General features: G+C 68.7%; 18 protein-coding genes. 8 read left to right on the top strand and 10 right to left on the bottom strand.

Translation table 11 applies throughout. The annotated features are described in order from the left end of the window. The 3 genes from D7Y04_RS20415 to D7Y04_RS20405 are packed head-to-tail and all read right to left on the bottom strand — an operon-like array spanning position 1 to position 2,911. Positions 1–612, bottom strand: a complete 612-nt coding sequence (locus tag D7Y04_RS20415; RefSeq protein WP_120598606.1) for an isoprenylcysteine carboxylmethyltransferase family protein — start codon at positions 610–612, stop codon at positions 1–3. Continuing rightward, complete coding sequence (locus D7Y04_RS20410; RefSeq protein ID WP_120598605.1) at positions 609–1,883, bottom strand: hypothetical protein; 1,275 nt, start codon at positions 1,881–1,883, stop codon at positions 609–611. The genes D7Y04_RS20415 and D7Y04_RS20410 overlap by 4 nt, the downstream gene beginning before the upstream one ends. After that, positions 1,865–2,911, bottom strand: a complete 1,047-nt coding sequence (locus D7Y04_RS20405; RefSeq protein ID WP_147454746.1) for a hypothetical protein — start codon at positions 2,909–2,911, stop codon at positions 1,865–1,867. Before D7Y04_RS20405 ends, D7Y04_RS20410 begins: the two co-directional genes overlap by 19 nt. A gap of 216 nt (positions 2,912–3,127) precedes the next feature. Between D7Y04_RS20405 and D7Y04_RS20400 the strand changes: the two genes are divergently transcribed. From D7Y04_RS20400 to D7Y04_RS20380, 5 genes are all read left to right on the top strand, one after another. Continuing rightward, positions 3,128–5,464 (top strand): DUF1588 domain-containing protein, encoded by a 2,337-nt coding sequence (locus tag D7Y04_RS20400; protein ID WP_121760410.1) that lies wholly within the window; start codon positions 3,128–3,130, stop codon positions 5,462–5,464. A 5-nt stretch (positions 5,465–5,469) separates the two neighbouring features. Continuing rightward, positions 5,470–6,867, top strand: coding sequence for a DUF1552 domain-containing protein (locus D7Y04_RS20395; RefSeq protein ID WP_121760409.1), 1,398 nt, complete (start codon positions 5,470–5,472; stop codon positions 6,865–6,867). Between the two features lie 160 nt (positions 6,868–7,027). Continuing rightward, positions 7,028–7,492 carry a hypothetical protein gene (locus tag D7Y04_RS20390; protein ID WP_121760408.1) on the top strand — a complete coding sequence of 155 codons (465 nt, stop codon included), beginning with the start codon at positions 7,028–7,030 and terminating at the stop codon, positions 7,490–7,492. 29 nt (positions 7,493–7,521) lie between these two features. Continuing rightward, positions 7,522–8,970 carry a carotenoid oxygenase family protein gene (locus tag D7Y04_RS20385; RefSeq protein ID WP_121760407.1) on the top strand — a complete coding sequence of 483 codons (1,449 nt, stop codon included), beginning with the start codon at positions 7,522–7,524 and terminating at the stop codon, positions 8,968–8,970. A gap of 241 nt (positions 8,971–9,211) precedes the next feature. Then, positions 9,212–9,763, top strand: coding sequence for a DUF1993 family protein (locus D7Y04_RS20380; RefSeq protein WP_121760406.1), 552 nt, complete (start codon positions 9,212–9,214; stop codon positions 9,761–9,763). 28 nt (positions 9,764–9,791) lie between these two features. Here the strand turns inward: D7Y04_RS20380 and D7Y04_RS20375 are convergent, their stop codons facing one another. The 3 genes from D7Y04_RS20375 to D7Y04_RS45150 all read right to left on the bottom strand — a co-directional run bounded on the left by D7Y04_RS20375 (position 9,792) and on the right by D7Y04_RS45150 (position 12,339). Continuing rightward, complete coding sequence (locus D7Y04_RS20375) at positions 9,792–10,439, bottom strand: RICIN domain-containing protein (protein ID WP_147477164.1); 648 nt, start codon at positions 10,437–10,439, stop codon at positions 9,792–9,794. Between the two features lie 6 nt (positions 10,440–10,445). Continuing rightward, positions 10,446–10,751, bottom strand: coding sequence for a hypothetical protein (locus D7Y04_RS20370; RefSeq protein ID WP_121760404.1), 306 nt, complete (start codon positions 10,749–10,751; stop codon positions 10,446–10,448). 73 nt (positions 10,752–10,824) lie between these two features. Beyond that, complete coding sequence (locus D7Y04_RS45150) at positions 10,825–12,339, bottom strand: Cof-type HAD-IIB family hydrolase (protein WP_233601515.1); 1,515 nt, start codon at positions 12,337–12,339, stop codon at positions 10,825–10,827. A gap of 206 nt (positions 12,340–12,545) precedes the next feature. Between D7Y04_RS45150 and D7Y04_RS20360 the strand changes: the two genes are divergently transcribed. Both D7Y04_RS20360 and D7Y04_RS20355 read left to right on the top strand, forming a co-directional pair. Next, positions 12,546–13,610: a class I fructose-bisphosphate aldolase gene (locus D7Y04_RS20360; protein ID WP_121760403.1), complete on the top strand. Its 1,065-nt coding sequence runs from the start codon at positions 12,546–12,548 to the stop codon at positions 13,608–13,610. A 12-nt stretch (positions 13,611–13,622) separates the two neighbouring features. Beyond that, positions 13,623–16,091: a phosphoketolase gene (locus D7Y04_RS20355; protein WP_171809947.1), complete on the top strand. Its 2,469-nt coding sequence runs from the start codon at positions 13,623–13,625 to the stop codon at positions 16,089–16,091. A 62-nt stretch (positions 16,092–16,153) separates the two neighbouring features. Here D7Y04_RS20355 and D7Y04_RS20350 read toward each other — a convergent pair whose 3' ends face one another. From D7Y04_RS20350 to D7Y04_RS20330, 4 genes are all read right to left on the bottom strand, one after another. Beyond that, on the bottom strand, positions 16,154–17,992 hold the full coding sequence (locus D7Y04_RS20350) for a glycoside hydrolase family 15 protein (protein WP_121760402.1): 1,839 nt from the start codon (positions 17,990–17,992) through the stop codon (positions 16,154–16,156). Between the two features lie 377 nt (positions 17,993–18,369). Beyond that, a complete protein-coding gene (locus D7Y04_RS20345) occupies positions 18,370–18,663 on the bottom strand; it encodes a hypothetical protein (protein WP_120598457.1) in 294 nt (97 codons plus the stop codon). 92 nt (positions 18,664–18,755) lie between these two features. Beyond that, entirely contained in the window at positions 18,756–22,577 is a 3,822-nt protein-coding gene (gene xopAJ, locus D7Y04_RS20340) for a XopAJ/AvrRxo1 family type III secretion system effector zeta toxin (protein ID WP_158627565.1), read from the bottom strand. A gap of 165 nt (positions 22,578–22,742) precedes the next feature. Beyond that, positions 22,743–23,606: a hypothetical protein gene (locus tag D7Y04_RS20330; protein ID WP_121760399.1), complete on the bottom strand. Its 864-nt coding sequence runs from the start codon at positions 23,604–23,606 to the stop codon at positions 22,743–22,745. Positions 23,607–24,063: 457 nt separating this feature from the next. On the opposite strand from D7Y04_RS20330, the gene D7Y04_RS20325 reads away from it, so the two are divergent. Beyond that, entirely contained in the window at positions 24,064–25,977 is a 1,914-nt protein-coding gene (locus tag D7Y04_RS20325) for a DUF4157 domain-containing protein (RefSeq protein ID WP_158627564.1), read from the top strand. The last annotated feature ends 46 nt before the right edge of the window (positions 25,978–26,023 follow it).

The following is a 26,023-nucleotide window of genomic DNA, read 5'->3' as shown; positions in this document are numbered from 1 at the left end:
TCAGAAGTAGCGAGGGACGCGCTGGCAATAGCGCGCGTAGGGCTCACCGAGGCGGTCCGCGAGGAACCGCTCCTCCTGGAGCACCAGTTGATGGAAGAGCCCCCCGAGCGCCGCACAGGCGCCCAGCGTCACCACGGACGGAGCCCAGAGCGAAGCCCCTACGAGGTACAGGTAGGAGAACACGTAGATGGGGTTGCGCGAGGAGCGGTGGAGTCCCCCCTCGTGCAGCTCGGGCCGGGACTCCCCCGCGTCCACGCCGATGCGGAACGCCGGGCCCATTCCATACTGGGCCCACAGCATGCCCATGAGTCCCACGACACCGAGCACCCAACCCGCGAGCGGAGGAATGGGCAGCAGCGGCCGTCCCCAGGACATGACGGACCACGCGGGCCAGAACGCGGTCGCGAGCACGGAGCCGGCCCAGAGCAGCGAGACGCCACTGATGCGCCGCGTGACGCGCGTGTGCGCGGAATCCGCCGCCGCGCTCCGGTAGGCCAGCGGGCTGCGCCCGAAGCGCAGGCGGTAGACGAGGCTGGAGCCCAGGTGCCCCGCGAGCACGTGCAGGGAGATGAAGCCCAGGTACACCCCGGGCGCCTCGCGCAGCCCCATCATGGCGCGAGCACCTCCGCCCGCAGGCCGAAGCCCGAGGACGCCCACCCGGCGACGCGCTCCGTGAAGTCGCGCAACTCCTCGCGCGTCCAGAGGCCCTCGAAGGCCGCCGTGTTGATGTTGAGCGTGTCCGCGAACGCCAGGCCCGTGGCGCCCCAGGTGGCCGTGTGGCTGCGCATGGAGCGGATGCGGAACGGCGCTTCCGTGAAATGCTTGTCCATCCGTCCCAGGTAGGTGACGACGAGCGTGTTCGTCCGGGGCTCGGCGATGAGCCCGGGACGCGCGTGCTTGCGCAGCACCCGCGCCGGTGCGAGCCGGGCCACCGCCATGCACTCCAGCGCCGTCGTCCAGTGCACGCCCTCATCGAGCACCCGCTGCACCTCGGAGCGGAGGAAGCGGGCCAGCTCGCGCGGGGCCTCCAGCCGGGCGCGGACCTCCTTCAGGGAGATCTCAATCGGCACCGCGGAGCAGCCATTGCCCAGCGTCCGCCCGAGCCCCAGCATCCGCCGCAGGTCCACCGGCATGCGCAAGCGGATGAGTCCGTCCGCCGGGGACTCTCGCAGCGCCACGCCCGCGAGCAGCGCGGAGAAGAAGACCTCCGACGCCTGGAGGTCCGTGTCTCCTTGGGAAAGCGTGAGCCGTGCCGTGGCCGATAGCGCGTGTCCGGCGGTGTCCCCACTGCGGCGCAGCCCCATTCCCCGCTGTGCCAGGAGCCGCCGGCGCGGACTCGTGAGCCCCAGCACCCGGCCAGGCTGGCGCAGCGCCGCGAGCAGCACCTTGCCATCCGTGAGCGTCGAGGGCTCCAGCGGGCGCGACTCCGACCCGCGTCCCGCGCAGAGCAACCACAGCCGCTCCAGCAGGTGCGCCAGCGCCTTCGCGTCCCCGATGGCGTGGTGCAACTGGATGCCCAGCAGCCAGGGCCCCTGGGCCGCGTCCACCATGGGATGCAGGTGCAGCCGCAGCGGCACGTCGCGCGTGAGGTCCACCCGCGTGTTGATGATTCGCGCCACGGCGTCGGGCTCGGACAGGGGCGCTGCGCCTTCCACCAGGGCCGCGTCCACCTCCGCGTCCCCGCGCACCGCGGGCACCCATGCGCGGCGCGCGTCGTTCCACGCCACGTTGAGGCGTTCGCTCTCCCGCACCAGCGCGCGCAGCCCCCGGCGCAGGAGCGCCACGTCGGGCCTGTCCTCCAGCCGCAGCAGCACCGTGGCCCAGATGGTGGCGACCTCGCCGTCCAGCCGCGCCATCACCGTGTCTACGAAGTTCGCGCGCATCGCTCCATCCATCCCGCGAAGAGTTCCCGGGCCCGCGCGCAGTCCAGCCGGGCGCGGCTCACGACCTCGCACGCGGCCCTCGCGTCCGCCACGTATTGGAAGACGAGTTCATCAGGCTCGTGCTGGCGGAGGCGGATGCCTGTTGGAAGAAAGCCGGCCGCGAGGAGCACCGGCGTCCCCTCGGCCACCCACTGGGGCTCGCCCATGGGCAGGTGGATGAGGTCCACGCGCGCCCGCTCCGACGTGAGCGCCGGGGTGCCCTCCGCGCTGAAGCCCACGAGGACCCGCCGCTCCAGGCGCAGCGACGCGTTCCAGTCGAGCGGACGCAGCACTGCGCCCTCCTTCCATACCCGGCGCTCCAGCGGCGTGAAGACCACCGACTCCGCGAGCCCCACCCCGGCCAGGATGGACGCGAGCCACTCCCCCCAGGGGCCCTCGGGCAGGTGGCGCCGGCGTGGCGGCGGGGGCGCGAGCACCGTCGTCATCGCCAGTGCCTGCATGGGCACGCCCAAGCCCTCCTCCACGCCAATCACCGTCTCGCCCCGCGTGTAGTTGACGACGAGGCCCATGGGCCTCGCCCGCATGAAGCGCGAGGCGTAGCGCTGCGCCATGACGTGCAGCGTGGAGGTGTTCTGGTGCAGGAAGCCCACCCAGCGCCCGAGCCGTTCCAGCAGCGAGCCCCACAGCGCCTCGTGCTCGGCGCGGCCCATGATGGTGCGGCGGCTCCGCAGCGCCACGGAGAGCCCCGAGTCCAGCGAGTCCCGCCCCGGTTTGCTCCACAGGCCCGTGTGCCACAGCAGCGCCCCCCGCGCGTCGAACTCGCCGAGGCTCAGCAGCGCCCCGTCCCTCCAGAGCCGTCCGGCGCCGCCGGGCTCGTAGAGGAACGGGTAGGAATACGTCTCCGCATAGCGCGCGTGAAGCAGCTCGCGGAAGGCCGGCTCATCGGGCTCGGCCAGCCAGCGCGTGTGCTCGCTGGGGTTGGCGGCGCGAAGGTCGTCCATCAGGGAAACAGCTCGGTCCCGGCCCATGTGCATTAGCAATGCATCCTTGAGGCCAGCCGGGAAGGCCCCGCTCCCGCCCGGACGCAACCTCGCTCGCCCAGCCCCCCGTGCAGCGCCTGGCACACGGGTGTGAAGCCCCCTGCACAGCCGAGGCGCATAAGAGGGATGGGGGCCAGTCCCGGCTGAGCCCGTTTGGCAGGACCCGCTTGCTGTTTCACCCGCCGTCCGTGCCAGACTGGCCGGATGAACCGCGTCCTCCTGCTGGCCGGACTGCTGAGCCTCGTTGCGTGCAAGGGCAACATCGGGCCAAACACCAACGACGGAGGCCCCAACAAACCAGTGGATCCAGTTGATCCAGTGGATCCCGTTGAGCCCGTGGGCGCCGCGTGCGTGGTGCAGTCGGTGCTCACCCATCGCTGCGCCAGCTGTCACGGCGCGCTGCCGACCCAGGGGGCGACGATGCCGCTGCGCACCCTGCACGACATGCGGGTGAGCTCGGCGATGGATGGGAAGCTCAGCAACGCCCAGCGCGCGCTCACCCGCATGCGCGACGACGCGTCGCCGATGCCGCCAGCCCCGCATGAGCGCGCGAGCGCGGCCGAGCGCACCGCGCTCGAGACCTGGATCAAGGAGGGGATGCCCCTCTGCAGCGGCACGGACGGGCCGCCCGTGACCGTCGTGCCCGAGCCCAACCTGCTCGAGCAGTCCTCGCTCTTCACCTGCACCGAAGGAGTGCGCTCGGATGCGCCGACGCGCCTCCGCCGCATGAACCGGCGCGAGTTCACCCGCAACGTCGGTGGCTCGGTCGAGCGCAGCTGGACCGGGTTCAGCTTCTACGACAACCCGCTCGATCCCAGCGCCATCGAGCAGTACAGCTCCTGGGCCACGGACGAGACGCTGGACGAGTCCTCGGTGGAGCTCTTCCTGCCGGTGGTCGGCGAGGCCGCCTCGCCGTGGACGATGAACTACCCGGACGGCAACCGGATGGAGCGCGTCTTCACCAACAACCGCTTCAGCTGCATGTTCAACGACGCGAACCCGAGCGACACCTGCAAGCGCTTCCACCTCGGCCAGATGCTCGAGTTCGGCGTCTTCTTCCGCCCGCCCACCGAGGATGAGCTCACCCGCCTCACCGCCTTCGCGACCTCGGTCATCGCGCAGGAACCGAGCCAATCCCCACGAAACCGCGCGGACTCCATCACGCGGATCTCCAACGCCGCGTGGATGATGACCGGCGCCATGTTCCGCCGCGAGATGGGCGGCGATCCGGCAGACGGCCGCGTGGAACTGACCAGCCTCGAGCTGGGCTCGCAGCTGGCCTACGCGCTGGCAGGGCGCGCGCCCTCGGCCACGCCGAGCTTCGTGTGGCCGTACTACTCCGCGCCCCTCGAGGGGCATCTGGCGGACGTGGCCATTGCCGCGAAGGATGGCTCGCTCACGCAGGATGCGACGACCACCGCCCTGCTCAAGAAGCACCTGGGCGGCGTCGACGCCAGCCAGAACGGGACACCGCGCTTCGATCTGGTGCAGGACTACAACGAGGAGCAGCGCTCCAAGCGCGGGCAGTACTGGCTGGGTGACGGCGTCGCGGGCTTCTTCCGCGAGTGGCTCGGCTACGGGCACGTGTCCGCGGTGTTCAAGGAATCCCCGGCGGCGACCTCGCGCTTCGAACTCGAGGGGCTCGGCTACATCAGCTCGGTCTCGTACGACAACCTGCTCACCAACTTCCATCCGCTGGAGCCGACCTTCATCCAGCAGTTCGACGATCTGATCGCGCGGGTGGTGGTCGAGGATCAGAACGTGCTGGCGAACCTGCTCACCACGCGCACCTTCTACGTGCCCTCCATGCAGAACGCGGCATACGACTCGCATAAGGGCCTCTCGCACCCCTACAACGTCAGCGAGATCCTCCCGGCGACCGTCGCGGGCCGCTGGAAGTCGCTGCCTGCCACGGAGCGCGCGGGAGTGCTGACCCACCCGGTGTGGCTGGCCGCGCACGGCGGCAACTTCGAGGACGATCCGTCCATCGTCCACCGCGGCAAGTGGGTGCGCGAGAACCTCCTGTGCGGCTTCGTCCCGCCGCTCAGCAGCGTGCAGGTGGCAGCCCAGGTCGGCGCTCACGCCGCCGACAAGAACGCGCGCCGCCGCCTGCAGGAGGCGACCGCCGGTGCGCAGTGTCAGGGCTGCCACCGTCTGATGGAACCGCTCGGCCTGCCCTTCGAGATCTACAACCACGCGGGCTTCCTGCGCGCGCGGGATCGCTCGCCCAGCGGAGGCTGGACCACGCCGGACGGAAGCTCGACGCTCACGTCGATGCCGGACCCCGCGTTGGACGGTCCGGTGCGCGACGCGGTGGAGTTGAGCGAGCGCCTGGCGACCTCGCGGCACGTGAAACGCTGCTTCGTGCGACAGGCCTTCCGCTACTTCATGGGACGCCCGGAGAACGTGAGCGACGCCTGCACGCTGACGCAGATGGAGCAGTCGTATGATCAGAACAACGGCTCGTTCTCCAAGATGCTGACCACGCTGATGACAAGCGACACCTGGAAGACGCGGCGTGTGCCGCAGGCTGGAGAGTGACTGCCATGTTCTCGCGACGAACCGTCCTGAAGGGCATGGCCGCCGGCCTCTTCGCGCCCTACTTCCACGACGTCTACGCCCAGTCGTCAGCGTTGCCGGCGCGCGTGGTGCTGGTCCTCGAGTGCAATGGCGTCTACCCCCGCGCGCTCCTGAGCACGGGCACCCGCACGGCGCTGGGGGGACGCGCCAACACCTCCGACCGCCTCTTCTGGGACGCGTACAAGGACACGCCGCTGGTGCGTGAGGGCGACAATCTCGCCAGCGCGATCAGTCTCGGGCCGCTGGCGGCGTCTTCCGGCAACCTCGACCTGGTGAACCGCTCCGCCGTGCTGCTGGGGCTCTCGAACCTCATCGCGGGCGGCGGGCACTCCAGCGGGACGGGCGGGCTGAGCTGCGCGGTGAACGGCGCGGGCGCGACCTTCGACGCGGTGATCGCACCTCGCCTGCGCCGGGGTGCACCGTTCGACGTGCTGCGCCTGGGCACCAGCTCCGCGCGCGTGTCGATCGTGTACGAAACCTGCGCGCTCGGACCCCGCAAGCCCGCGGGCATCATCGTCAACCCGTCGCTCGCGTTCGACAGCACCTTCGGCTCGCTGCTCGGCGGCTCGACGAATGGGCGCGATCGCAAGATGCTCTTCGACTTCGCGCTGGCCGACTCGCGCAAGGCGCTGGCGGAGTTCAAGGGCAACTCCAACGAGCGGCTGAAACTGGAGCGATACCTCTCCTCGCTCGAGTCGCTGCGCACGCGGGAGGATCAGCTCGCGGGCATGGCGGACCGCGTGCGGCCCTTCCTGCCGCTGGCGCCGAAGGACAACCCGCTCCTCACCGGCGCGGGCTCACCGCCCGACTCGCTGAAGTGGTTCGAGGCGCAATTCCAGATCGCCACGGCGGCCCTCCTGGGGGGGCTGACGAACACGGTCGTGCTGGCGACGGGCACCTCGGGCTTCGACGTGGCCTACGGCCCGGACGTGAGCGACGTCCCGCGACACAGCTTGCAGCACGGCCTGGATGCGGGGCAGAACTGGGAGAAGGTCGCCGAGGTCACCCGCCGCCACGTGCAGCTGGTGGCGAACCTGGCGAGGACGCTGGCCGCCACGCCCGAGGTCGGCGCGAGCGGCTCGATGCTGGATCACACGGCGATCGTCTTCATGTCCGACAACGGCGAGCAGCACCACTCCACCTCGCGGGAGTGGCCGAAGCTCGTGGTGGGCGGCAACGCGCTGGGCCTGAAGACCGACGGGCGCACGGTCGTGTACCCGAAGTACGACGCGGCCCGGAACCGGCAGGTCTCCAACCTCTTCAACACGCTCGGCCACGCGTTCGGAGACGCGGACTTCAACACCTTCGGGCAGGAGGGCAGCACGCGCATCGCGCCGGGACCGCTGAGCGAGCTGTACGGCTGAGCCGCGAGGGCGGGCCGCGGAAACCTGTCCATGTGAACGAGACAGTCAGGCGCTGTGTCAAGAGAGGGGTTGGCGCACCCCCGGTGCGGGATGCGTGCCGCCTGTGCTTTCCTCTACGCTGCCGTTACCGCCTCAAGCCTGACCGCCGGAGTCCGTCCACATGATGCTGTTCGCCCCGAAGGTGTTCCCCAAGCTATCCACGCTGAGCCACGCGGGCCGGTCCATGTACGTGTGGGTCTTCTACACGTTCCCACTGGCCTTCACGCTGCTGCTGGTGCCGGGCCTGTTCCTCCAGGTGATGGGCATCTCGCCCGGGGCGGCGGATGGGAACCTGTTCTTCATGCGCATGGCGGGCGGACTGCTGGTGTCCATGTCGTTCATGTCCCACCAGGCCGCCGTCCTGAACATGCGCCAGTTCTTCATCTGGGCGGTGATGGGGCGCACCTTCATCACGCTGGTGCTGATCGTCTGCACGGTGCTGGGCCTGTGCGAGCCCATCATCATGTTCTTCGGATGCATCGACTTCAGCGGGGGCATGTGGACGCTGATGGGGATTCGCCGTGACGAGGCCGAGGAGCAGGCCCGGGCGCTCGGACCGCAGGTCATCGCCCAGCCCTCGCCCTGACCCTTCGCCCTGCTCTTCCCGGACCCGCCATGACCACCGCGCTCCCTCCGCCGGTCGCTGCTCCCCTTCCAGCCTGGAAACGGGCCTTCCGCAACATCTCCCGTCAGCATGACTTCCAGCCCCTGCGGGTGGAGGGACGGATTCCCGAAGGACTGCGCGGGACGCTGTTCCGCGCGGGCGCGTGGACATTCGACGTGCACGGGCTTCCGGTCCAGCACTGGTTCGACGGCGACGGCGGCGTGATGGGCGTGCGCTTCGGGCCAGACGGTGTCCAGGGCGCGGCGAAGCTCCTGGACACGCGCACCATGGTCACGGAGCGCAAGGCGGGTCGGCACCTCTACGGCAGCTACGCCATGCCCACGCCGCTGCGCAACAAGCTGCTCAACCCCCAGAAGAACAACGCGAACACGGCGGTGATGCCGTGGAACGGCCGGCTGTACGCGCTGCACGAGCCGAACCTCCCCGTGGAGCTGTCCCCGGACGACCTGTCCAGCCTGGGCGAGACGAACCTCGACGGCGTGGTGATGAAGTCGTTCTCCGCGCACCCGCGCCGCGTCCACTCGCGCAAGACCCTCTACAATTTCGGCCAGCACCACGGCCGGGTGAACACGCTGGAGCTGTACGCCCTGCCGGACGGCGCCGGAGCGCGGCACCTGGGGTCCGTGCCGCTGCCCGGCGCGACCATGGTCCATGACTTCATGGCCACGGACCGCTACCTCGTCTTCTTCCTGCCGGCCATGCGCATCGACGTGCTGAAGATGCTGCTGCGCATCGGGGCATTCTCGGACAACGTCTCCTTCCGGCCAGGGGCGGCGGCGGAGGTGGTGGTGGTGCCCATCGACGACGTGGCGCACCCCATCCGCATCCCCGCCGACTCCTTCTTCAACTGGCACTTCTGCAACGCGTACGAGGAAGGCGACACGCTGGTGGTGGACTACGTGCGCTACCCCGACTTCGCCTCCAACCAGTGGCTGGGAGAGCTGGTGCGCGCCACCCCGTCCATCGAGGCCGACGGCATGCTCCACCGCGCGATCATCGACCTGAAGGCCCGCACGTTCCGCAGCGAGCAACTGATGGACCTGAGCTGCGAGTTCCCCCGCGTGGCCCCCAGCGTGGAGTGCCGGCCGTACCAGGCGGCCTACATGGGCGCGCACTCCACCCGCGCGGCCCGGCGCGGCATGTACGACGCGATGGTGCGCGTGGACGTCACCACCGGCCGCGTGACACGCGCCGAGCTGGGCGAGAGCCAGTACCCCTCCGAGGGCGTCTTCGTACCCCGCCCCGGCTCGAAGGCCGAGGACGATGGCTGGGTCCTCACCCAGGTCTACGACACGAAGACGGACACCACCCACGTGGCCGTGCTGGACGCCGAGCGGCTGGACGCGGGGCCCGTGGCGCGCTGTCACTTCGAACACGGCCTGCCGCCCACGTTCCACGGCGAGTTCCTGCCCCCCAGGAACGGCGCGGCCCACGGTTAGGGGCCGCACGCCGGGCTGGCGCAGAAGCCTTTCATCTCCAGCAGACACACGCCTGCCCAGCCACACCACGCGCTCTGGGGCGGCCCTCGCGCAGGGGCCAGGTGCGCACTCGCCGTGGGCAAGCGAACCTCGTTTTCAGCAGCCCGGCCCGGTCCTCTCCGCGGGCTTCGCGGCGGAGCGCGCGCCCAGACCTGATCGAATAGCATCAGCACCGTCGCATGAAGCAAATGAAAGGTGCGCCATGTCTATGAATGTCTATGATTCATCTGCTGGCCTGTTCATCCGCGGTCTGACCAACTTGAAAACGTTATTGACGAAGGCGGAAGCCCATATCGCCGCCAACGGCAGCGGTGAAACCGCGCTGCTGGACGCACAACTCGACACAGAAGGTCGCGTGCGCGGCGTTGCAGGTCATCCGAATGACGTGCACATGTACACGCTCGCGGCTCAAGTCCACTGGGCTGCGGAGGGAGCCAGGTTGGCGGTGGCGAACCTGATGGGTGCGGCACCGGTGCCGGCCGCAAGCGATGAAAAGAGCTTTGCGGATCTGTACCAACGCCTTGATGCGACGATCGCATCTCTCCGAGAGATCGCGCCGAGCGACCTCGAAGCGGGCATTGAGCGAGCGATCGTGATCAAGAACCGCGGTGGCTCAATGAGCTTCAGCGGCAGCCAGTTTTTGATCGAATTCGCGATCCCCCACTTCTTCTATCACGTGACCACCGCCTACGGCATCTTGCGCAACCACGGCGTGCACCTCACCATGGGCGACTTCCTGGGCGGCAAGGGGTGAATTGAACGGGACGAGACATGTTCCTGGCTCACGGCGAATCCTTCACTTCAGGATCAGGGTTCGCGGGGACGGGGGTCACCTTCCACAGTTGCCCCGAGTCATTGCAGCCTGTCTTGGCGAGGATGGGGACGTTGTTGGCCCTGCTGTCATTGACGATGTCCAGTGACAGCGCGTCGCCCTGCGCCTGGGTCGTCAACCGGTAGTAGCAGCGGGCATCGAAGGCGGCGGACACCGGCGGCGGGGTGGGTGTCGTGGGCGGGGTGGGTGTCGTGGTCGTGGTCACCTGCCACTCCTGCTGGAGCAGCGCGAGCATGCCTGGGTCGTGCTTTCCCAGCTCTTCACGTGTGAAGGGATAGAAGTCGTTGCGGCCGAAGAGCGCCTCCGAGTTCTCCGCGAAGTACTCCCCCACGTCGGTCATGGCATAGGCACGCTCGAACGTGTGGGCCAGCTTGGGCCCACGCGAGCGCTCCACGCAGTCATAGCCTTTGCTTGTCATCGCGCGCGCATAGACAGCCGCGAGGCCGGCGTGCTCCCAGCCGAGCACCAGGTCATGATAGGCGTGGCTGAGCTCGTGGAGCACGAACACGGGCATCCGCTTGGATTCCTTCTCGAAGATGAAGACGTTCGAGAATTCGACGCTCTTCAACATCGCCAGGTTGCGACCATTCTGTCTCATCCAGGATTATGAAACATGGTACGTCGCCCTCGGGTCCTCGTTGGGATAGGGCGGCGACAGCCACAGCGTCACCTTGCGGAGCTGAGCCACGGGGCCCGCAGGGACGATCCGGACGACATCCTTGAGCTGCGCCGCCAGGAGCACCAGGGCCTTGTTCGTCGCGGGCTTGTTCGCCGATGTCAGCAGGCGCTCATCGATGCGAACCGTCCAGCCCTCGAGGATCTGGGTCTGGTAGGTGGGAACGGGGCTGGCCGCGGAGGCGCCACAAGCGAATGCCAGGGCGGCCAGGAGGAGCCATTTGGCAGAGGACATGCCTCATCGTACTCCCCGCGTGGCAGCCAGCGCCCACCCTCCACGACGCCCCGCGCCGGGACGAGGCGCGCCTTCAGGAGGCTTCGTCCTGCCCGAGGAGGGCGGCGGGGTCCGCCACCACGAGGTCCGCACCGTGGCGGCGCAGTTCGGCGGGCCGCCCCACCCTGTCGACGCCAATGACATAGGCGAAGTGGGCTGCCCGCGCGGCCGCGACGCCGGCGGGCGTGTCCTCGAAGATGACCGCTTCCTCGGCGTCGGCACCCAGGGCCCGAACGGCCGCGAGGTAGAGCTCGGGGGGCTGCGTGGCGTCCAGCCGCGCGTCGAAGAGGTCTGGGATGCCGGCTGACTGGAGCAGCTCCGCGCCGTGCCTGCTCGCGGAGACGGCCGCGGTCCGGAGTCCCGCGGCGCGCGCCGCCTGGACGTAGCGGACCGTCCCCTCATACGTCTCCACCCGCTCCTGCCGGAGCAGCTCCACCAGGAGCTCTCCCTTGCGGTCGTTCAGCGCGTGGACCGTGCTCTCCGGCAATTCGATGCCGCGGGCGTCGAGGAACGCATGGAGGCCTTCCAGGGGCGGCTTGCCGTCGAAGTCGCGGCTGTAGTCGCGCACCAGGTCAAAGGGGATGAAGGGCTGCCGCGAGGAGCGCGCCCGCTGCCGCAGGTAGTAGTCGCACAGCTGCTTCCAGGCCCGGGCGTGGAGGCTGGCGGTCTGGGTGAGGACGCCGTCGAGGCCGAAGAGGCAGGCGCGCGCGCGCGGCGGAAGCCCCAGCTTCGTTCGCGCGAGGGGCGGCTGGCCCAGGATGAAGGTGTCCACCGCGTGGGCGAACCCCTCCTCGTCGTTGGTGCGCGTGACGTGGCGCGCGGGCCGTTGGACCTCCGGGCTGGCGTTGCCCATGGCGATGCCCATGCCGGCGATGCTCAACATGGGCAGGTCGTTGGCCATGTCCCCGATGGCCGCTATCTGCTCCAGGGGAAGCCCGAGCAGACGCGCGGCCTCGCGCACGACCATCCCCTTGTTCGCTTCTGGGTGCGTGACGTCGACATAGTAGGGCGTCGAACGCGCCGCCGACGCATCGGTGCCCAGCCGCAAGGCGAGCTCCGCCTCGCAGCGCGCGACCCGCGCCGTGTCCTCGCTCACCCCGACGAGCTTGATGACTGCATCGAGCACGCCGTGCAGGTCCGCGATGACGACCGGGTCGAACCCGACGTTGCTCCGCTCGCGCGCCACGCGGAAGGCCTCGGGGACGCGGAGGAACCACTCCGCCCCCTGGTAGACCCAGACATCCAGGCCTGCCTGGAGCATGAAGTCGACGGCCTGTCTGGCAATGGCGGGCGGCAGGGTCCGCTGCGCCAGCACCGTCGTGAGATCGGGTTTGACGTACACGCCGCCGTTGAAGGCCGCCAGGGGTGCGGTGAGCTTCAGCGGGGCCACCAGCGCTGCCATCCCACGCGGCGGCCGCCCGCTCGTCAGGGTGAACTGGATGCCGCTGGCGCGCAGCCGGGCGACAGCCTCGCAGGTTCGCGGGGTGAGGATCTTGTCCCGCGTCACCATGGTCCCGTCGACGTCCGCGATGAGCAACTTGATGGTCATGGCCGTCTCCGCCCGCCTGCCCGCTCGCCGCCTCCGAACACCGGGCGTCATCCGTGACAGTGGGGGCCTGCATCAAGATGGCATCGCGACGAGGGCCGCACCATCCAGCCCGGTGCGCAAAGGCAGACCCGTTGCCAAGCGCCCCACCGCCAGTTGTTGGTGCACCGGTGCGCCCTCACGTTTCCCTCCGGGGATGGGAGGAACACATGCCGACGAGGCCAGGGCTCGGTGAAACCGCGCGAGCCATCATTGCAGACGGAATGGGCATCCTGGCGGCGGATGAGACGGTCTCCACGATCACGAAGCGCCTGACCGCGCGCGCAATCGAGTCGACCGCGGACAGCCGCCGCGCCTACCGGGAGCTGCTCTTCAGTACACCCGATGTCACCGAGTTCATCGGCGGTGTCATCATGCAGGATGAGACGATCCATCAACGCAGCGCGGCTGGCATTCCGCTGGTCAAGCTGCTGGCGGACCGAGGCATCATCCCCGGCATCAAGGTCGACGCCGGCGTCCACCCCCTGGCTGGCGCGCCGGGAGAGTCCGTCACGGAAGGGCTCGACGGGCTCCGCGAGCGGCTCGAGAAGTACCGCGAGCTGGGCGCGCGCTTCGCCAAGTGGCGCGCGGTCTTCGTCATCCGCGCCGGGCTACCCACCGCGGCATGCATCCACGCGAACGCGCACGCGCTCGCGCGCTATGCCGTCCTCTGCCAGGAGCAGGGCCTGGTGCCCATCGTGGAGCCCGAGGTCCTGATGGAGGGCGCGCACGCACTCGAGCAGTGCGAGGACGTGACGGGGCGCGTGCTGCAGGCGGTCTTCAATGAGCTCTTCGCCGCGGGGGCGTCCCTGGAAGGGATGTTGCTCAAGCCGAACATGGTCACCGCGGGCCACGGCTTCGCGAGGCACGTCCCGGTGACGGAGGTGGCGGAGGCGACGTTGCGTGTCCTGACGCGACACGTGCCGCCCGCGGTCCCCGGAATCGTCTTCCTGTCCGGCGGACAGGACGCGGTCCTGGCCACGGAGCACCTCAACGCCATCAACGCGATGGAAGGCCCGAAGCCCTGGACGCTGAGCTTCTCCTACGGACGCGCGCTGCAGGACGAGGCGCTCGACGCCTGGCGGGGCCAGAGCGCGCAGGTGCCCGCCGCCCAGCAGGCGTTCCACCACCGCGCCTGGTGCGACAGCGCGGCGGTCCAGGGCGCGTACAGCGCGGACATGGAGGGCGAAGCGGGTTTCGCCCCATCCGAATCCACACTCCACACCCACCACTGATGGGAGACACGCATGGCACACCCCGAAGGAACGGAAGCGTCGGAGTATGGGTCGCCGTTGTCCGCCAGGGAGCACGGCCAGGGGCCCTCCGCTCCAGGCCGCGAGCAGACCCGCGGAGGAGGACCGCTCACCGCCAGGGAAGTGGAGTTGATGAACGCGTACTGGCGGGCGTGCAACTACCTGGCGGTGGGGATGATCTACCTCCAGGACAACCCGCTGCTGCACCGGCCCCTGGTGCCGAAGGACGTGAAGCACCGGCTGCTCGGCCACTGGGGCGCGAGCCCGGCGCTCTCGTTCACCTGGGTCCACCTGAACCGGCTCATCGTAGAGCAGAACCTCGACGTCATCTTCGTGGCCGGGCCGGGCCACGGCGCCCCGGGCGTGCTCGGGCCGGCGTACCTGGAGGGCACCTACTCGGAGGTCTATCCAGACAAGAGCATGGACGCGGAGGGGATGCGGAAGTTCTTCAAGCAGTTCTCCTTCCCCGGGCACATCGGCAGTCACGTCACCCCGGAGACGCCAGGCTCCATCCACGAAGGCGGCGAGCTGGGCTACAGCCTCTCCCACGCGTACGGCATGGCCTTCGACAACCCGGACCTCATCGTCGCCTGCGTCGTGGGTGACGGCGAGGCCGAGACGGGGCCGCTCGCGACGGCCTGGCACTCGAACAAGTTCCTCAACCCCGTGCGGGACGGCGCAGTGCTGCCCATCCTGAACCTCAACGGGTACAAGATCGCCAACCCGACCATCCTCGCCCGCATCAGCCCGGAGGAGCTGGAGGCGCTGTTCGTCGGCTACGGCTACAAGCCCTACTTCGTCGAGGGCAGCGACCCCGCCCAGATGCACCAGAAGATGGCGCAGACCCTGGAGCAGGCCGTCGAGGAGATCCGCGCCCTGCAGAAGACGGCACGGCTGACGGACACCCCGACGCGTCCGCGCTGGCCCATGATCATCCTGCGCTCGCCCAAGGGCTGGACCGGTCCGAAGGAGCTGGACGGACACAAGCTGGAGGGGACGTGGCGCTCACACCAGGTCCCCTTCGGCGACGTGCGAGGCAACCCGGCGCACCTGAAGGCGCTCGAGGACTGGATGCGCAGCTACCGGCCCGAGGAGCTGTTCGACGCGGAGGGACGGCTGATGCCAGAGCTCCGGTCGCTCGCGCCCAAGGGGGCCCGGCGGATGAGCGCGAACCCCCACGCCAACGGCGGACTGCTCCGCAAGGCGCTCAGGCTGCCTGACTTCCGCGACTACGCGGTCAAGGTCGGCTCGCGCGGCACCACGCTGCATGAGAACACGAAGCCGCTCGGCGAGTTCCTGCGCGACATCATGCGCGACAACCCGACGAGCTTCCGCGTCTTCGGTCCGGACGAAACCGCCTCCAATCGGCTCCAGGCCCTCTACGAGGTGAGCGGAAAGACGTGGATGGCCAACCTGGTGCCGGAGGATGCCGACGGGGGCTACCTCGCGCGGGACGGCCGCGTCATGGAGATGCTGTCGGAGCACACGCTGCTGGGCTGGCTGGAGGGGTACCTGCTCACGGGGCGCCACGGCCTCTTCCACACCTACGAGGCGTTCGCCCACGTCGTGGACTCCATGTTCAACCAGCACGCCAAGTGGTTGGACATCAGCAAGAACCACGTGAGCTGGCGGGCACCCGTTGCCTCGGAGAACATCCTGCTGTCCTCGACCGTGTGGCGTCAGGACCACAACGGGTTCTCACATCAGGACCCGGGCTTCATCGACCTGGTGACGAACAAGTCCGGCTCGGTCACGCGCATCTACCTGCCGCCGGATGCCAACACGCTGCTGGTGGTGGCGGACCAGTGCCTGCGCAGCACCGACTGCGTCAACGTCATCGTCGCGGACAAGCAGAAGCACCTGCAGTTCACCAGCATCGACGAGGCCGTCGCCCACTGCGCCAAGGGGTTCGGCATCTGGAAGCGGGCCAGCACGGACGAGGACGCGGAGCCGGATGTCATCCTGGCCTGCTGCGGTGACGTCGCGACGCAGGAGGCCCTGGCCGCCGCCTCCATCCTGCGCGCGCGCGCACCGAACCTGAAGCTGCGCTTCGTCAACGTCGTCGACCTGTTCAAGCTCCAGTCGTCGGCGGATCACCCGCACGGGTCCACGCAACGCGAGCTCCAGAGCCTGTTCCCGCCGGGCAAGCCCATCATCTTCAGCTTCCACGGCTATGCGTCACTCATCCACAAGCTGGCCTATCGCTTCATCGACCACGAAGACCTGCACGTGCATGGCTACCGGGAGAAGGGCAACATCAACACGCCCTTCGAGCTGGCGATCCTCAACGAGACGTCCCGCTACCACCTGGTCATCGACGTCATCGACCGCGTGCCGGAGCTGCACGCGAAGGCGGGGCACCTGAAGGAGGAGATGAAGAACGCCATCCTCGACAACCTGGCCTACGCGCACGAGCACGGCCGGGACCGGCCTGAGATCGCGGACTGGACCTGGCCGGACTGAGGTTCGCGCCATGAAGAGGGCCCCTCAGCCTTGATGGATGAGGGGCCTTCTCGCGCACAGGGTCAGGCGCGGGGCTCGGTGAGGGTGTAGGCCGCGTTGACGAGCGAGAAGTGGCTGAACGCCTGCGGGAAGTTGCCCAGCTGCGCGTGCAGCTTCGGCATGTACTCCTCCGCGAGCAGGCCCAGGTCGTTGCTCAAGGACAGCAGGTGTTCGAACAGCCGCCGTGCGTCCTCGAAGCGCCCCATCATCTGGTACGTGTCGGCGAGCCAGAACGAGCACGCGAGGAAGGTGCCCTCCTCCCCGCTGAGCCCGTCCACGGAGCCGGTGGCGTCCGGCTTGAAGCGGAGCACCAGCCCGTCCTGGAGCAGTTCGCGCTCGATGCTCTCCACCGTGCCCACCACCCGTGGGTCCGTTGCCGGAAGGAAGCCGGTCAGCGGGATGTAGAGCAGGCTCGCGTCCATGTCCTTGCCGCCGTAGTACTGCGTGAAGCTGTTCAGCTCGCGATTGAACCCCTGCGCGCAGACCTCCTCGAAGATGGTCTCCCGGGCTTCCAGCAGCCGCTCCATCGGGGCCGCCATCTTCGTCTCATCCGAGGCCTTGATGGCCCGGTCGAGCGCCGCCCACGCGGCCACCTTGGAGGCGGTGAAGTGGCGATTGGGTCCGCGCATCTCCCAGATGCCCTTGTCGGGATTCTGCCAGACCTTCATCGCGTGCTCGGCGACGTTGAGCAGCGCGCGCTGCGCGACGGGGCCGACCTCGCCGAAGTATTTCGCGCCCGCGTAGAGCACCGCGGCTACCTCGCCGAGCACGTCGAGCTGGAACTGGTTGTAGGCCCCGTTGCCGATGCGCACGGGCTTCGCGCCACCGTAACCGTCGAGCCAGTCCAGCGAGGACTCCGTGAGGCGGCGCTCGCCTCGGATTCCGTACATGATCTGCATCTGGGCGGGGTCTCCCGCGATGGCGCGCATCACCCACTTCCAGAACGAGGATGCCTCGTCGCGCAAGCCCGCGCGTGACAGGGCGTTGTGCGCGAGCACGGCGTCGCGCAGCCACGTGAAGCGGTAGTCCCAGTTGCGTTCGCCTCCCGGCGTCTCCGGGAGCGACGTGGTGGGCGCGGCCACGATTCCGCCCGTGCTCTCGTAGCTGCAGGCCTTGATGGTGATGAGGGAGCGGACGACCTCGTCGCGGTACCTCGGCGGCGGGACGATTTTCGACGCCCACTGGGTCCAGTAGCGGTCGGTCTCCTGTTCGGCATGGTCCGCATCCAGGTTCGGCGGGACCTGATCCAACCACGAGTAGTTCCAGCTCATCACCCAGGAGAACCGCTGCCCCTCGGTCACCTCGAAGTTCGAGACCAGTGGGGACGCGGTATCCCGGTCCGTGCGCCGGAGGAAGATGGCGTCCGGGCCGGCGAACGCACGGAGCGAGCCGCCCACGCTTTCTACCTTGGGGATGGAGCGGCCAAAGGCGAAGCGTGGCGTCAGCTTCGAGTGCATCGCCACCGTCCCCTTCACTCCCACGACGGTCCGGACGATCCTGGGGAACTCCTGGCCGACAGGCATGAAGTCGATCAACCGGACGGAGCCCGAGGCGCAGGTGAACTCCGTCTCGAGGATCAGGGTGTCCTTCCGATAGCGGCGGGTGATCTTCTGGATGGACTCCCTCGGTGCGAGCGCCCACTCGCCGTTCTCCTCCGTCCCGAGCAGGCTTGCGAAGCAGGCGTCCGAGTCGAAGTCTGGCAGGCACAACCAGTCGATGGTCCCGTCCCGGGCGACCAATGCCGCCGAGCGCATGTTTCCGATGAGCGCGTGGTCCTCGATCCTGCGGTTCGTCTGGATTCCCAGCTGCGCCGGGACGACAGGCTTCTGGGCCTTCTGTTTCTGCGTGATTTGTTCCGCCATTGCGTTGGCTCCCCTATGCCTCACGTTCAATCCTTGACGCTGGCGCCCGGGGCGCGGAGGCGCAACCGCCACGGCGGAGGGAGAGCGACCGCCTGGTGCTCCGGGGGCGAGGAGCCACTGTCGCGGGTAGGTGGGTGCGCAACCGTTTCGCCCCCAGGCGCTGCTCGAGCAGCACGGGGGACATGCACGGGCGGCGCTGCGCTAGAAGCGAGCGGCTTTACGTCCGCGATGAGAGCATCGGCGCCATCGAGGTGCCGCCGCCCGACTGCCCACCACCGGCCGCAGGCGCTGCGGGACGATCCCCTGCCCTCCGGCCCCTGAGCGCGGTCCCCCGCCCGGCACAAGACCCGGGCGGAGGAATGCCATGCCTGGGAGCGTCAGGTCGCGTCGTTGTCGCGCAGGAAGGCCAGGCGCTCCGCGAACTGCTGGAGCGTCTTCACCTGGGGCGACTCCAGGTAGTACCGCCGCTCGTAGTCTTCGATGGCGGAGGGCGTGAGGGGCGCGTCACCGCGATCCCACGCGGGGTTGTAGAGGGCGCTGAGCTTCTCCATGTCGAAGGGCTCCTTGCCAGACGTGGCCCGGGCCTTCGCGACCTGCTCCCGCTCGGTCGCCTTGCGCTGCTGCTGAGCGGCGCGGAGTTGCTTCAGGGTGTCTTCGGCGGATGTCGGCATGCGAGTTCCTCGAGGGTACAACACTCTTTTTCAGGCTAGGGCCGCGAGCGGCCCGCTTCAACCCATGGATGAAGCGGGCACGCGCCGCGGGCTCACTCTGTCTTCTTCGAGTGTTGTTCCAGGGCCTCTCCCAGCGTCTTGCCTTTGTACTCGGTGAGGCGGGCCCGCATCTTCTGCGCGAACCCGGGGTCGGTGATGGCGCCCACCTGCCGGTCGATGAAGGCATCGTCGATGACCGTGTTCTTCACGCGCGCGGCCTCGGCGACGGGGCTCTCCGTGACGGCCCTGTCGAAGAGCGCCTGCTTCTCCGCCGTGTCCGGCCCGTGCCACACGCCGTTGCGCTTCTCCGCCACCAGCACCTGCTTGCCGGTGTTGTCCGTCACCATCAGCTTGTAGTCGGTGATCTTCGGGTTGTTGATGACGCCCTGGAACTCACCCTCGCGCCCCATGAGCAGCTCGAGCCGGTTCTGGCGCACGCCCTTGAAGCCACCCTCCACGGCCTCGAACGGGACGAGCGGGTCCGCGGTGCCCGGGTTGCGCATGAGCACGCGGACGCTGGACGTCTCCAGCGGGACCTCCAGGTCGACGATCTTCACGTTGCGGCCTTCCACGGCCTTCAACATGCGCGGGATGTCGCTCTCACCCGCGAAGCGCTTGTCGTAGACGACCGAGCTGCCCGGCCGGGAGAGCATCTCATTCTCCACCCGCTGCGAGATGATGGAGCCTTCCACGTGCGCCTGGGACGTGGAGATCTTCCCGTCGTGCGCCTCGGCGATCTTCGCCTTGATGGGGTCCGGGTTGAGGGCGCCGCTCAGCTCGCCGTGCTCGTCCAGGACCTTGGACTTGAGGTGCGGGTCGCTCTTCACGGCCGTCGTCTTGCCCGCGGCGGTGTTGCCGCGCAGCGCGTAGACGGTGTTGGGCTCCAGGCGGTCGGAGAGCGTCTGCGCCTTGTCCAGCTCCGTGTTGAGCAGCTTCTGCTGGAGCTCGCGCCGCTCCGGGACCCAGTTCTTGGGCTCCTCCAGCCACGTCCACAGCGAGCCGTCCTTGGGGGGCTCTCCGACGGTGAAGGCCTCGAAGGTGCTGACCTTTCCGCCCGAGCGCTCCAGGATGGCCTGACGGACCTCGTAGCTGCCGGCCGTCTTCCCCGTGCGCAGGTCCGCGGCCTTGACGAGCTTGAGGACGTCCTTGGCGTTCTCCGGCGTCACCGTGCCTTCGAAGACGCGGCCCTCGGAGGTCGTGAAGCGGATGTTCGGGCCGTTCGTCTCCAGGGTACCCTTGGCCCGCACCTCGCGGATGAGCTGACCGGCCTTGGCCGTGCCCGCGCCCACCACGCCACCGGTCACCGCGCCCGCCGTGCCGTCGATGGCGGCCCGCTTGCCCACCTCGACGAAGCCGTCGACGACGCCGTTCTCCCACGTCTCGCTCCGCGTGGCCGCGTCGAAGGCACCACCCGCGGCGCCGCCCACCGCGCCTTCCTTCGCGCCCTGGATGGCCGCGGCCTTGACGGACGTCTCCACCGTCTCGCGCACCGCGGTGCCCGCGACCTCCTTCGCCGCGGTGGTGGCGCCCGTGCGGGCCCCGGCCGTCACGGCCCCGGCGCCCTTGCCCACGGGCAGCACGGCCGTGCCGCCCTCCACCGCGCCAATGCCGGCCTGGCGCAGGAGCTCCTGGCCACCGGCCGCGTCACCCTGGAGGGCCGCGTACGTTCCCACGCGCGTCGCCGCGCCCAGGGCCGCGTAGCCCGCGATGGCCAGCGGCGTGGCCGCGCCACCCGTGCCGATGACGGCCGCGGTGGTGACCACGACGACGGCGGCGCTGGCCGCGCCGTCCGCCAGCGAGTCCTTGCTCGTCTGGAGCGACTTCACGTCGTCCGCGGCATAGCCGGTGAGCGTATTGGCCCGCTGCGTGTCGCCGGCCTGGATGGCGGTCTCCGCCCGCGCCAGGTTGTTGTTGATGCGGTCGTTGTCGGACTCGCCCTTGATGGTGCGCTGGACGCCACCGAGCACCCAGGAGCCGAAACCCGACTCGTTCGACTGCTGTTCACGCAGGCGGCGCGTGCGCTCCTGCGCGGCGTTGGGATCGTTGGCATCCACCGCGCCCAGGTCGTAGTTCTGCTTGAGCAGCTCCAGCTCGTCGCGCCCATCCAGCTCCGAGTCCAGCTCCGCGCGCAGGTCCTTGCCGTACTTCTCCTTGTAGGCCGCGGCGATGTCGTCGAGCTCGGGCTTGGACTTGCCCTCCAGCGTCTGGCGGATGGCGTCCTCGTCGGTGCCCAGGCCGTCCATGGCGAGGTGGAGCTTCTCGGCGGCGGCCTCGGCCTGCGCCTTCTTGTCACCCGGCGCGGGAGGGTTGAGCAGCCGCAACGTCACGTCCGCGTCAGCGCCGCCCCAGCCGCGGATCTCGCTCTCCAGCGACTTGCCGGTCTGCCGCTGGTATTCGCTCTTGATGGCGTCGAGCTGGGCGGGCGTCTTGCCCTCCAGCACCTTGCGGACGCCCTTTTCGTCCGCGCCCGTCCAGCCGCTCATGGCGTCGCGGATGCGCGCCGCGTCCGCCTGGCCGGGGGTGCCCTGGAGCAGGCCCATGGCGCGGTCATAGTCCTCGCTGCCCAGTTCGTCCTTGAGGCGGGCGGCGACGGCGGGGTCCTTGGCCAGGAGGGCGCGCTGTTCGGGCGTCGCCTTCTCCAGGCGCTCGAAGATGCGGTCCTCGTCGGTGCCCAGGCCGTCCATGTCCCGCTTCAGGCCGTCCTTGAGGGCCTGGGTCTCCAGCTCCAGCTTCTGCTGGGGCGTCTGGGCCTGGCTGGCGCCGAGCAGGCTCCGGGCGCGCGACATCTCGTCCGAGTCCAGGTCCTTGCCCAGCTTGGAGAGCATGAAGTCCTCGGCGGACTGGCCCGCCGGGGCGCCGCCGTTCTGCTCCGCGAACTTCTGGGCAATGGCCTTGCGCTCCTCGGGCGAGCGCTTCTCCAGCGTCTTGAGGACCGCTTCCGAGGAGCCGAACACGCCGTCCAGTTCGGACTGGATGACGACCGCGTCGTTCTTCGCGGTGTCCCCCTTCAGCATCGCCTGGGCGCGCGTCCAGTCGTCTCCGCCCAGTTCGTCCTGGAGCTTGGCGTCCAGGTCCTTGTTGTAGTGGTCCTTGTAGGCCTGGCGGATGAGGTTGACCTGCTCGGGCGTCTTGCCCTCGAGCGTCTGGAAGATCTTGTCCTCGTCCGTCCCCCACCCGGTGACGCCACCGTCCGTGGCCTCGTAGAGCGCGGTGGCGTCCTTGCTGGCCTGCTCGGCGGTGTACGCGGGGGCCGCGGGCGCCTTCGCGGGGCTGGCGGTCGTCGTGCCCGGGGGCGAGTCCGCGACCATCATGCGCTGGAGCTCGGGCGAGACCTTCGCGTCCGCGATGGCCTTCTGACGCTCCGGCGAGCCCGGGGGCGCGGAGAAGATCTTGTGGGCCGAGGTCCCCGACAGCGTCCCCGACTGCTTGTACTGCGGCTGCTCCTTCAGGAAGGCCTGGAGGTTGTCGTAGCTCTTGCCGCTGGAGGGGTCGACGACGCGCTCACCCTGCCGCACGATGACGTGGCCGGTCTGCCCCTCCTGGCCGGGACGCGTGTCCTTGAGGAACACCAGCTCCGAGCGGGCCCGCAGCGCGGGGGTCGCCGTGTCCACCCAGTCCGCGGCCTTGTCCAGGCAGTTGGCCTGCGAGTCCTGGGTGTTCTCCGTCAGCAGCGAGCTGGCCGGCGGGGCAATCTGCGGGCCTTCCCGGGGCGCGGTCCGGTCGAAGGTGGACTGCTCGTTCGCCGCGGGCCGGGTCGCGACGTTCGCGGGCGGAGCTGGAGGAGGAGGAGGAGGCGGCGGCGGTGGCGCCACCACGGGAGGCTGTGCCGTGACCGGCTGCCGAGGACGATTGTTACCAGTTCCGTCGATACCCATGCGCTTCCCCCAATCGGGCGCAGCGAAAATAAAAGAGGGCCGCATACCTCGGGCCCACAAAACCCCTCTGCTGATTATCCAGCAAAGGGGCTCGCGGTTGCGTCCCCTGTCGCGGCCGAACAGAAGCCCTGGAATTACGGGAGGTTGGACACCCTCAGGCCCCGCTCAACGCCGGCTGGCGCGGGTGGCGGCGGCCTGAGCCTTGGGGGGACTGAACGACAGCTCGCGCAGACGCATCTGGAGCGTCGCGAAGCTGTCCATGCGACGCGGTGAGTCCTTGTCCTCCGCGCGCAATGCCAGACGCGTCTCGACGTCCAGCTCGAAGCGCGTGGGCCACAGCCGGTCCAGGCTGAACGTGCAGCCGCCCTGACCTCGCACGTAGGTAATGAGGGATTCGCCGCCCTTCTTCGTGCGGAGGTTCCCCGGCGCGGGCTGGGGCTTCGAGGTGGAGTCCAGCTCCAACCGCAGGCCGAAGCCCGTGGCCTCCCGCTTCTTGAGCTCCAGGGTGGTCCGAGCCCCGGAGAGGGGCCCCTTGCCGGGCAAGGGAGGCGACCAGCGAGCCCCCAGCCCCACGGCTTCAGCAGGGAGCAGGCGCCCGAGGCCCGCGAGGGTGGCCGTCACCTGCTGGAGCTGGTCGCGCACGGGGGCGGCCATGTCCTTGGGCAGCTTCAGCGTGAAGCCCTGGGAGCGTCCATCCGAGCCCACGCGTCCCTCGCCTGTCAGTCCGGGCAGGGGTTCCAGCTGCGCGTGGAGCTTCTCCACGGCCTGGGGCGGCGTGCCGGGCTGGATGAGGAGCGCAGCGCTTTCGAGCGTGAACTGGAAGCGCACCTCCCCGGAAGCGGACACGCTGAGCACCTCCGCGGCGAGCACCATCTGGACGCCTGGAACCGGAGGGAGCGGCGTCTTCTGGCCCGCGTCCTTGATGGCGCCCTGGCTTTCGGAGCGGACGCGGATGCGTTGCACGCTCCCCACGAGGGGGCTGAGCCGCAGCGGCGCATGGGGAGCACTGCCTCGTTCGAGGACTTTCATGGGAGCGGGAGGATAGCCCTTCTGGAGTCTCCGCTGGCGAGCGTTGTCCTGGCGGAGGCCCTTCCCTCCCGGTCAGGGGTGAGACGCGGCTCTCTTTCCTGCCATGGGCATACAACGCCGCCACTCCAAGAAGCCCCTAACACGACCCACATGTTTGTCATTTCTTCCGCACCCATGAGAGGATGTCTTTCCCATGAACGCTGCGCCACCGCGTGTCATTCAAGCAAGCTTCCTCGATGATTCCACTGCCGGGGGGCCGATTATTCAAGGCCCGGGGCGGACGGTTCCCAATGCCTATCTCCTGACAGGTAGGGTCAAGCCCTCACCCTTTCCTCCAAGCAAGCGCACGCATTCACTGGAGCCTACACGGCTTGCACCCACTCCACAGGTCAAGCTGCTGACGGAGGCGGTGCTTGGTGCATTGCACCACAAGACAGGCAGGATGCTTCCGCCCCTGGTGAAGCGAAAGCTGGAGGCGATGCTGGGAGCGGATTTCTCTGACGTGCGCGTGCATGTTGGCTCCCAACCCGGCGCCATCGGGGCGGTTGCCTTCACCAGTGGCTCAGACCTCTACTTCGCGCCGGGCTATTTCCAGCCGGAGACCGCTGTCGGCACGCAGCTCCTGGTGTGCCAGTTGCGTCGGGTCTTGCAGCAGCGAACGGGCCGCGTGACCAACCCATTTGGTCGCGGGGTGGCGCTCGTACCAGACCTTCCGGAGACGCCTCCCTCGATGAAGTCCTCCTCGCGCGGACGCGTGGAAGGACAGTTGCGCGTGCAACCCAAGACGTTGCCTCCGCGACTCCAGCCCTTGTCTGGAAATGAAAAAAACACGGGGCGTGGCAGGCTGGGAAGCGCAGGGCCAGGCCGGATTCGCGCGCCTCTTCCCGGCTGGGCGAGCGGCACCACCAGGATGAGCGGACGCGCGGGTGGAACGTCGGGGGGCCAGGGCTCCTTGAAGCTCACCTTTCGCCTCCACAAGGACGGCACGGTTCAGCTCAAAGGGCCGAACGGAATCGGCAGGAGGGTGCCCGGGGGCAACGGCATCGACTTCAAGAAGGCTCCGTTGAAGCGTCGCAAGAAGCCGCAGGTCCGATACGAGACCGACACGGTGACCTTCCACGGGGAGATCGATGTCTATTATGCGCGGGTTCCCGTCCAGGGCCATGGCGGCCACCCTGCGTACCTTGTCTCGGGACAGGACGTGGCACGACACCACTTCAATCCACCGGAAGTGCGCCCTGCCAACTTGAACCCGCATTGGGTGGACGGGGGGGTGAGTTGGCCCGCCGTCTATGTGCGCGCCGGGGCCGCCAACGGGCCACACGCACGAGGGTTACAGGCCACGTTCTCGGCCACGGGCCGCTTTACTGGCCCCATGGAGATTCGTGCCGTCAGCCCGAACGGGATCGACACCAACACCGTCACCGTCAACTTCGTGGGGGGCCAGGGGAATGGGAACTTCACCTTGCGGAACCTCCCGGGAACGGTGCGCGTCCTCTCGGGCATGGAGCTGCACTGGCAATGCCGTCGGCCCGGACTCCAGCTCTTCAGGAACATGAACGAGAGCCGTCACACCCTCTACATCGTCGATGAGACGCCCCTGGTCGCCGTGGGACAGAACGAGCACCACTTCTTCGAGATGATCGATTGGGCGTGCCGTTGGGCTGACGGGCAAGTGGGCGCCGGCAACGTGCTCGCGCAGATCTGGAACAGGTTCAACCCCGTCGTGCAAGATCACGCGACCGGCTTCATGTACTGGCGCAATCATGCTTCAGCGGTAGCACCCGCCCAGAACGTGGCCACCGCCCTTCAGTATCAGGACCAGGGCATCAACGAGCGGCGGGCGGCGAGCTGTGTCGTGTTTGATCGCGTGTTGATGAACTGCCTGGCGGTGCATGGGATTCGGTCCGCCGAGGTCAGGCTCGAACCCGCGCAATATGCGACGCCCCTCCTGCCACTCCTACCACTGGGGCCGCCCGTTCATGGCTTCAGTTGGGGCATCTGGCCCTCCTACTACTTGAATCCCACGGCATGGGTCGCGACGACCGTGGCCGCCCACGGCAACATGGGGGGTGCACCGGATACGTGGCAGAACCACTGGATCGCGGCCATCCACACGGGAGCCGGCGGCACAGGATGGCAGCTGTACGATGCCTCGTACGGATTGGGGCCCTTCGACTGTGCCGCGCCAGGGCTCGTGAATGCGCTGCACCCGATTCCCCAGGCCTACGACGCCGCGGCGGTCGCGCATTTCCCGTGCAACCTCTGGTCCACGGACGGCGTCAATCTGGCCCCGGTGCAGGTGGATCACCTGGCCAGCGCCAGTCCGAATCCGCCGCACCTCATCGGAACAATCCTGGCCACGAACTGAGCAGGCAGGGGATTCACCCCTCGAGCAAAGACCCTGCAGACCGCGT

The sequence above is a fragment of the Corallococcus sp. AB038B genome, assembly GCF_003668955.1.
Lineage (GTDB): Bacteria > Myxococcota > Myxococcia > Myxococcales > Myxococcaceae > Corallococcus > Corallococcus exiguus.
The sequence above is the reverse complement of the archived record's forward strand: the minus strand, read 5'-3'. Positions and strand labels throughout refer to the sequence as shown.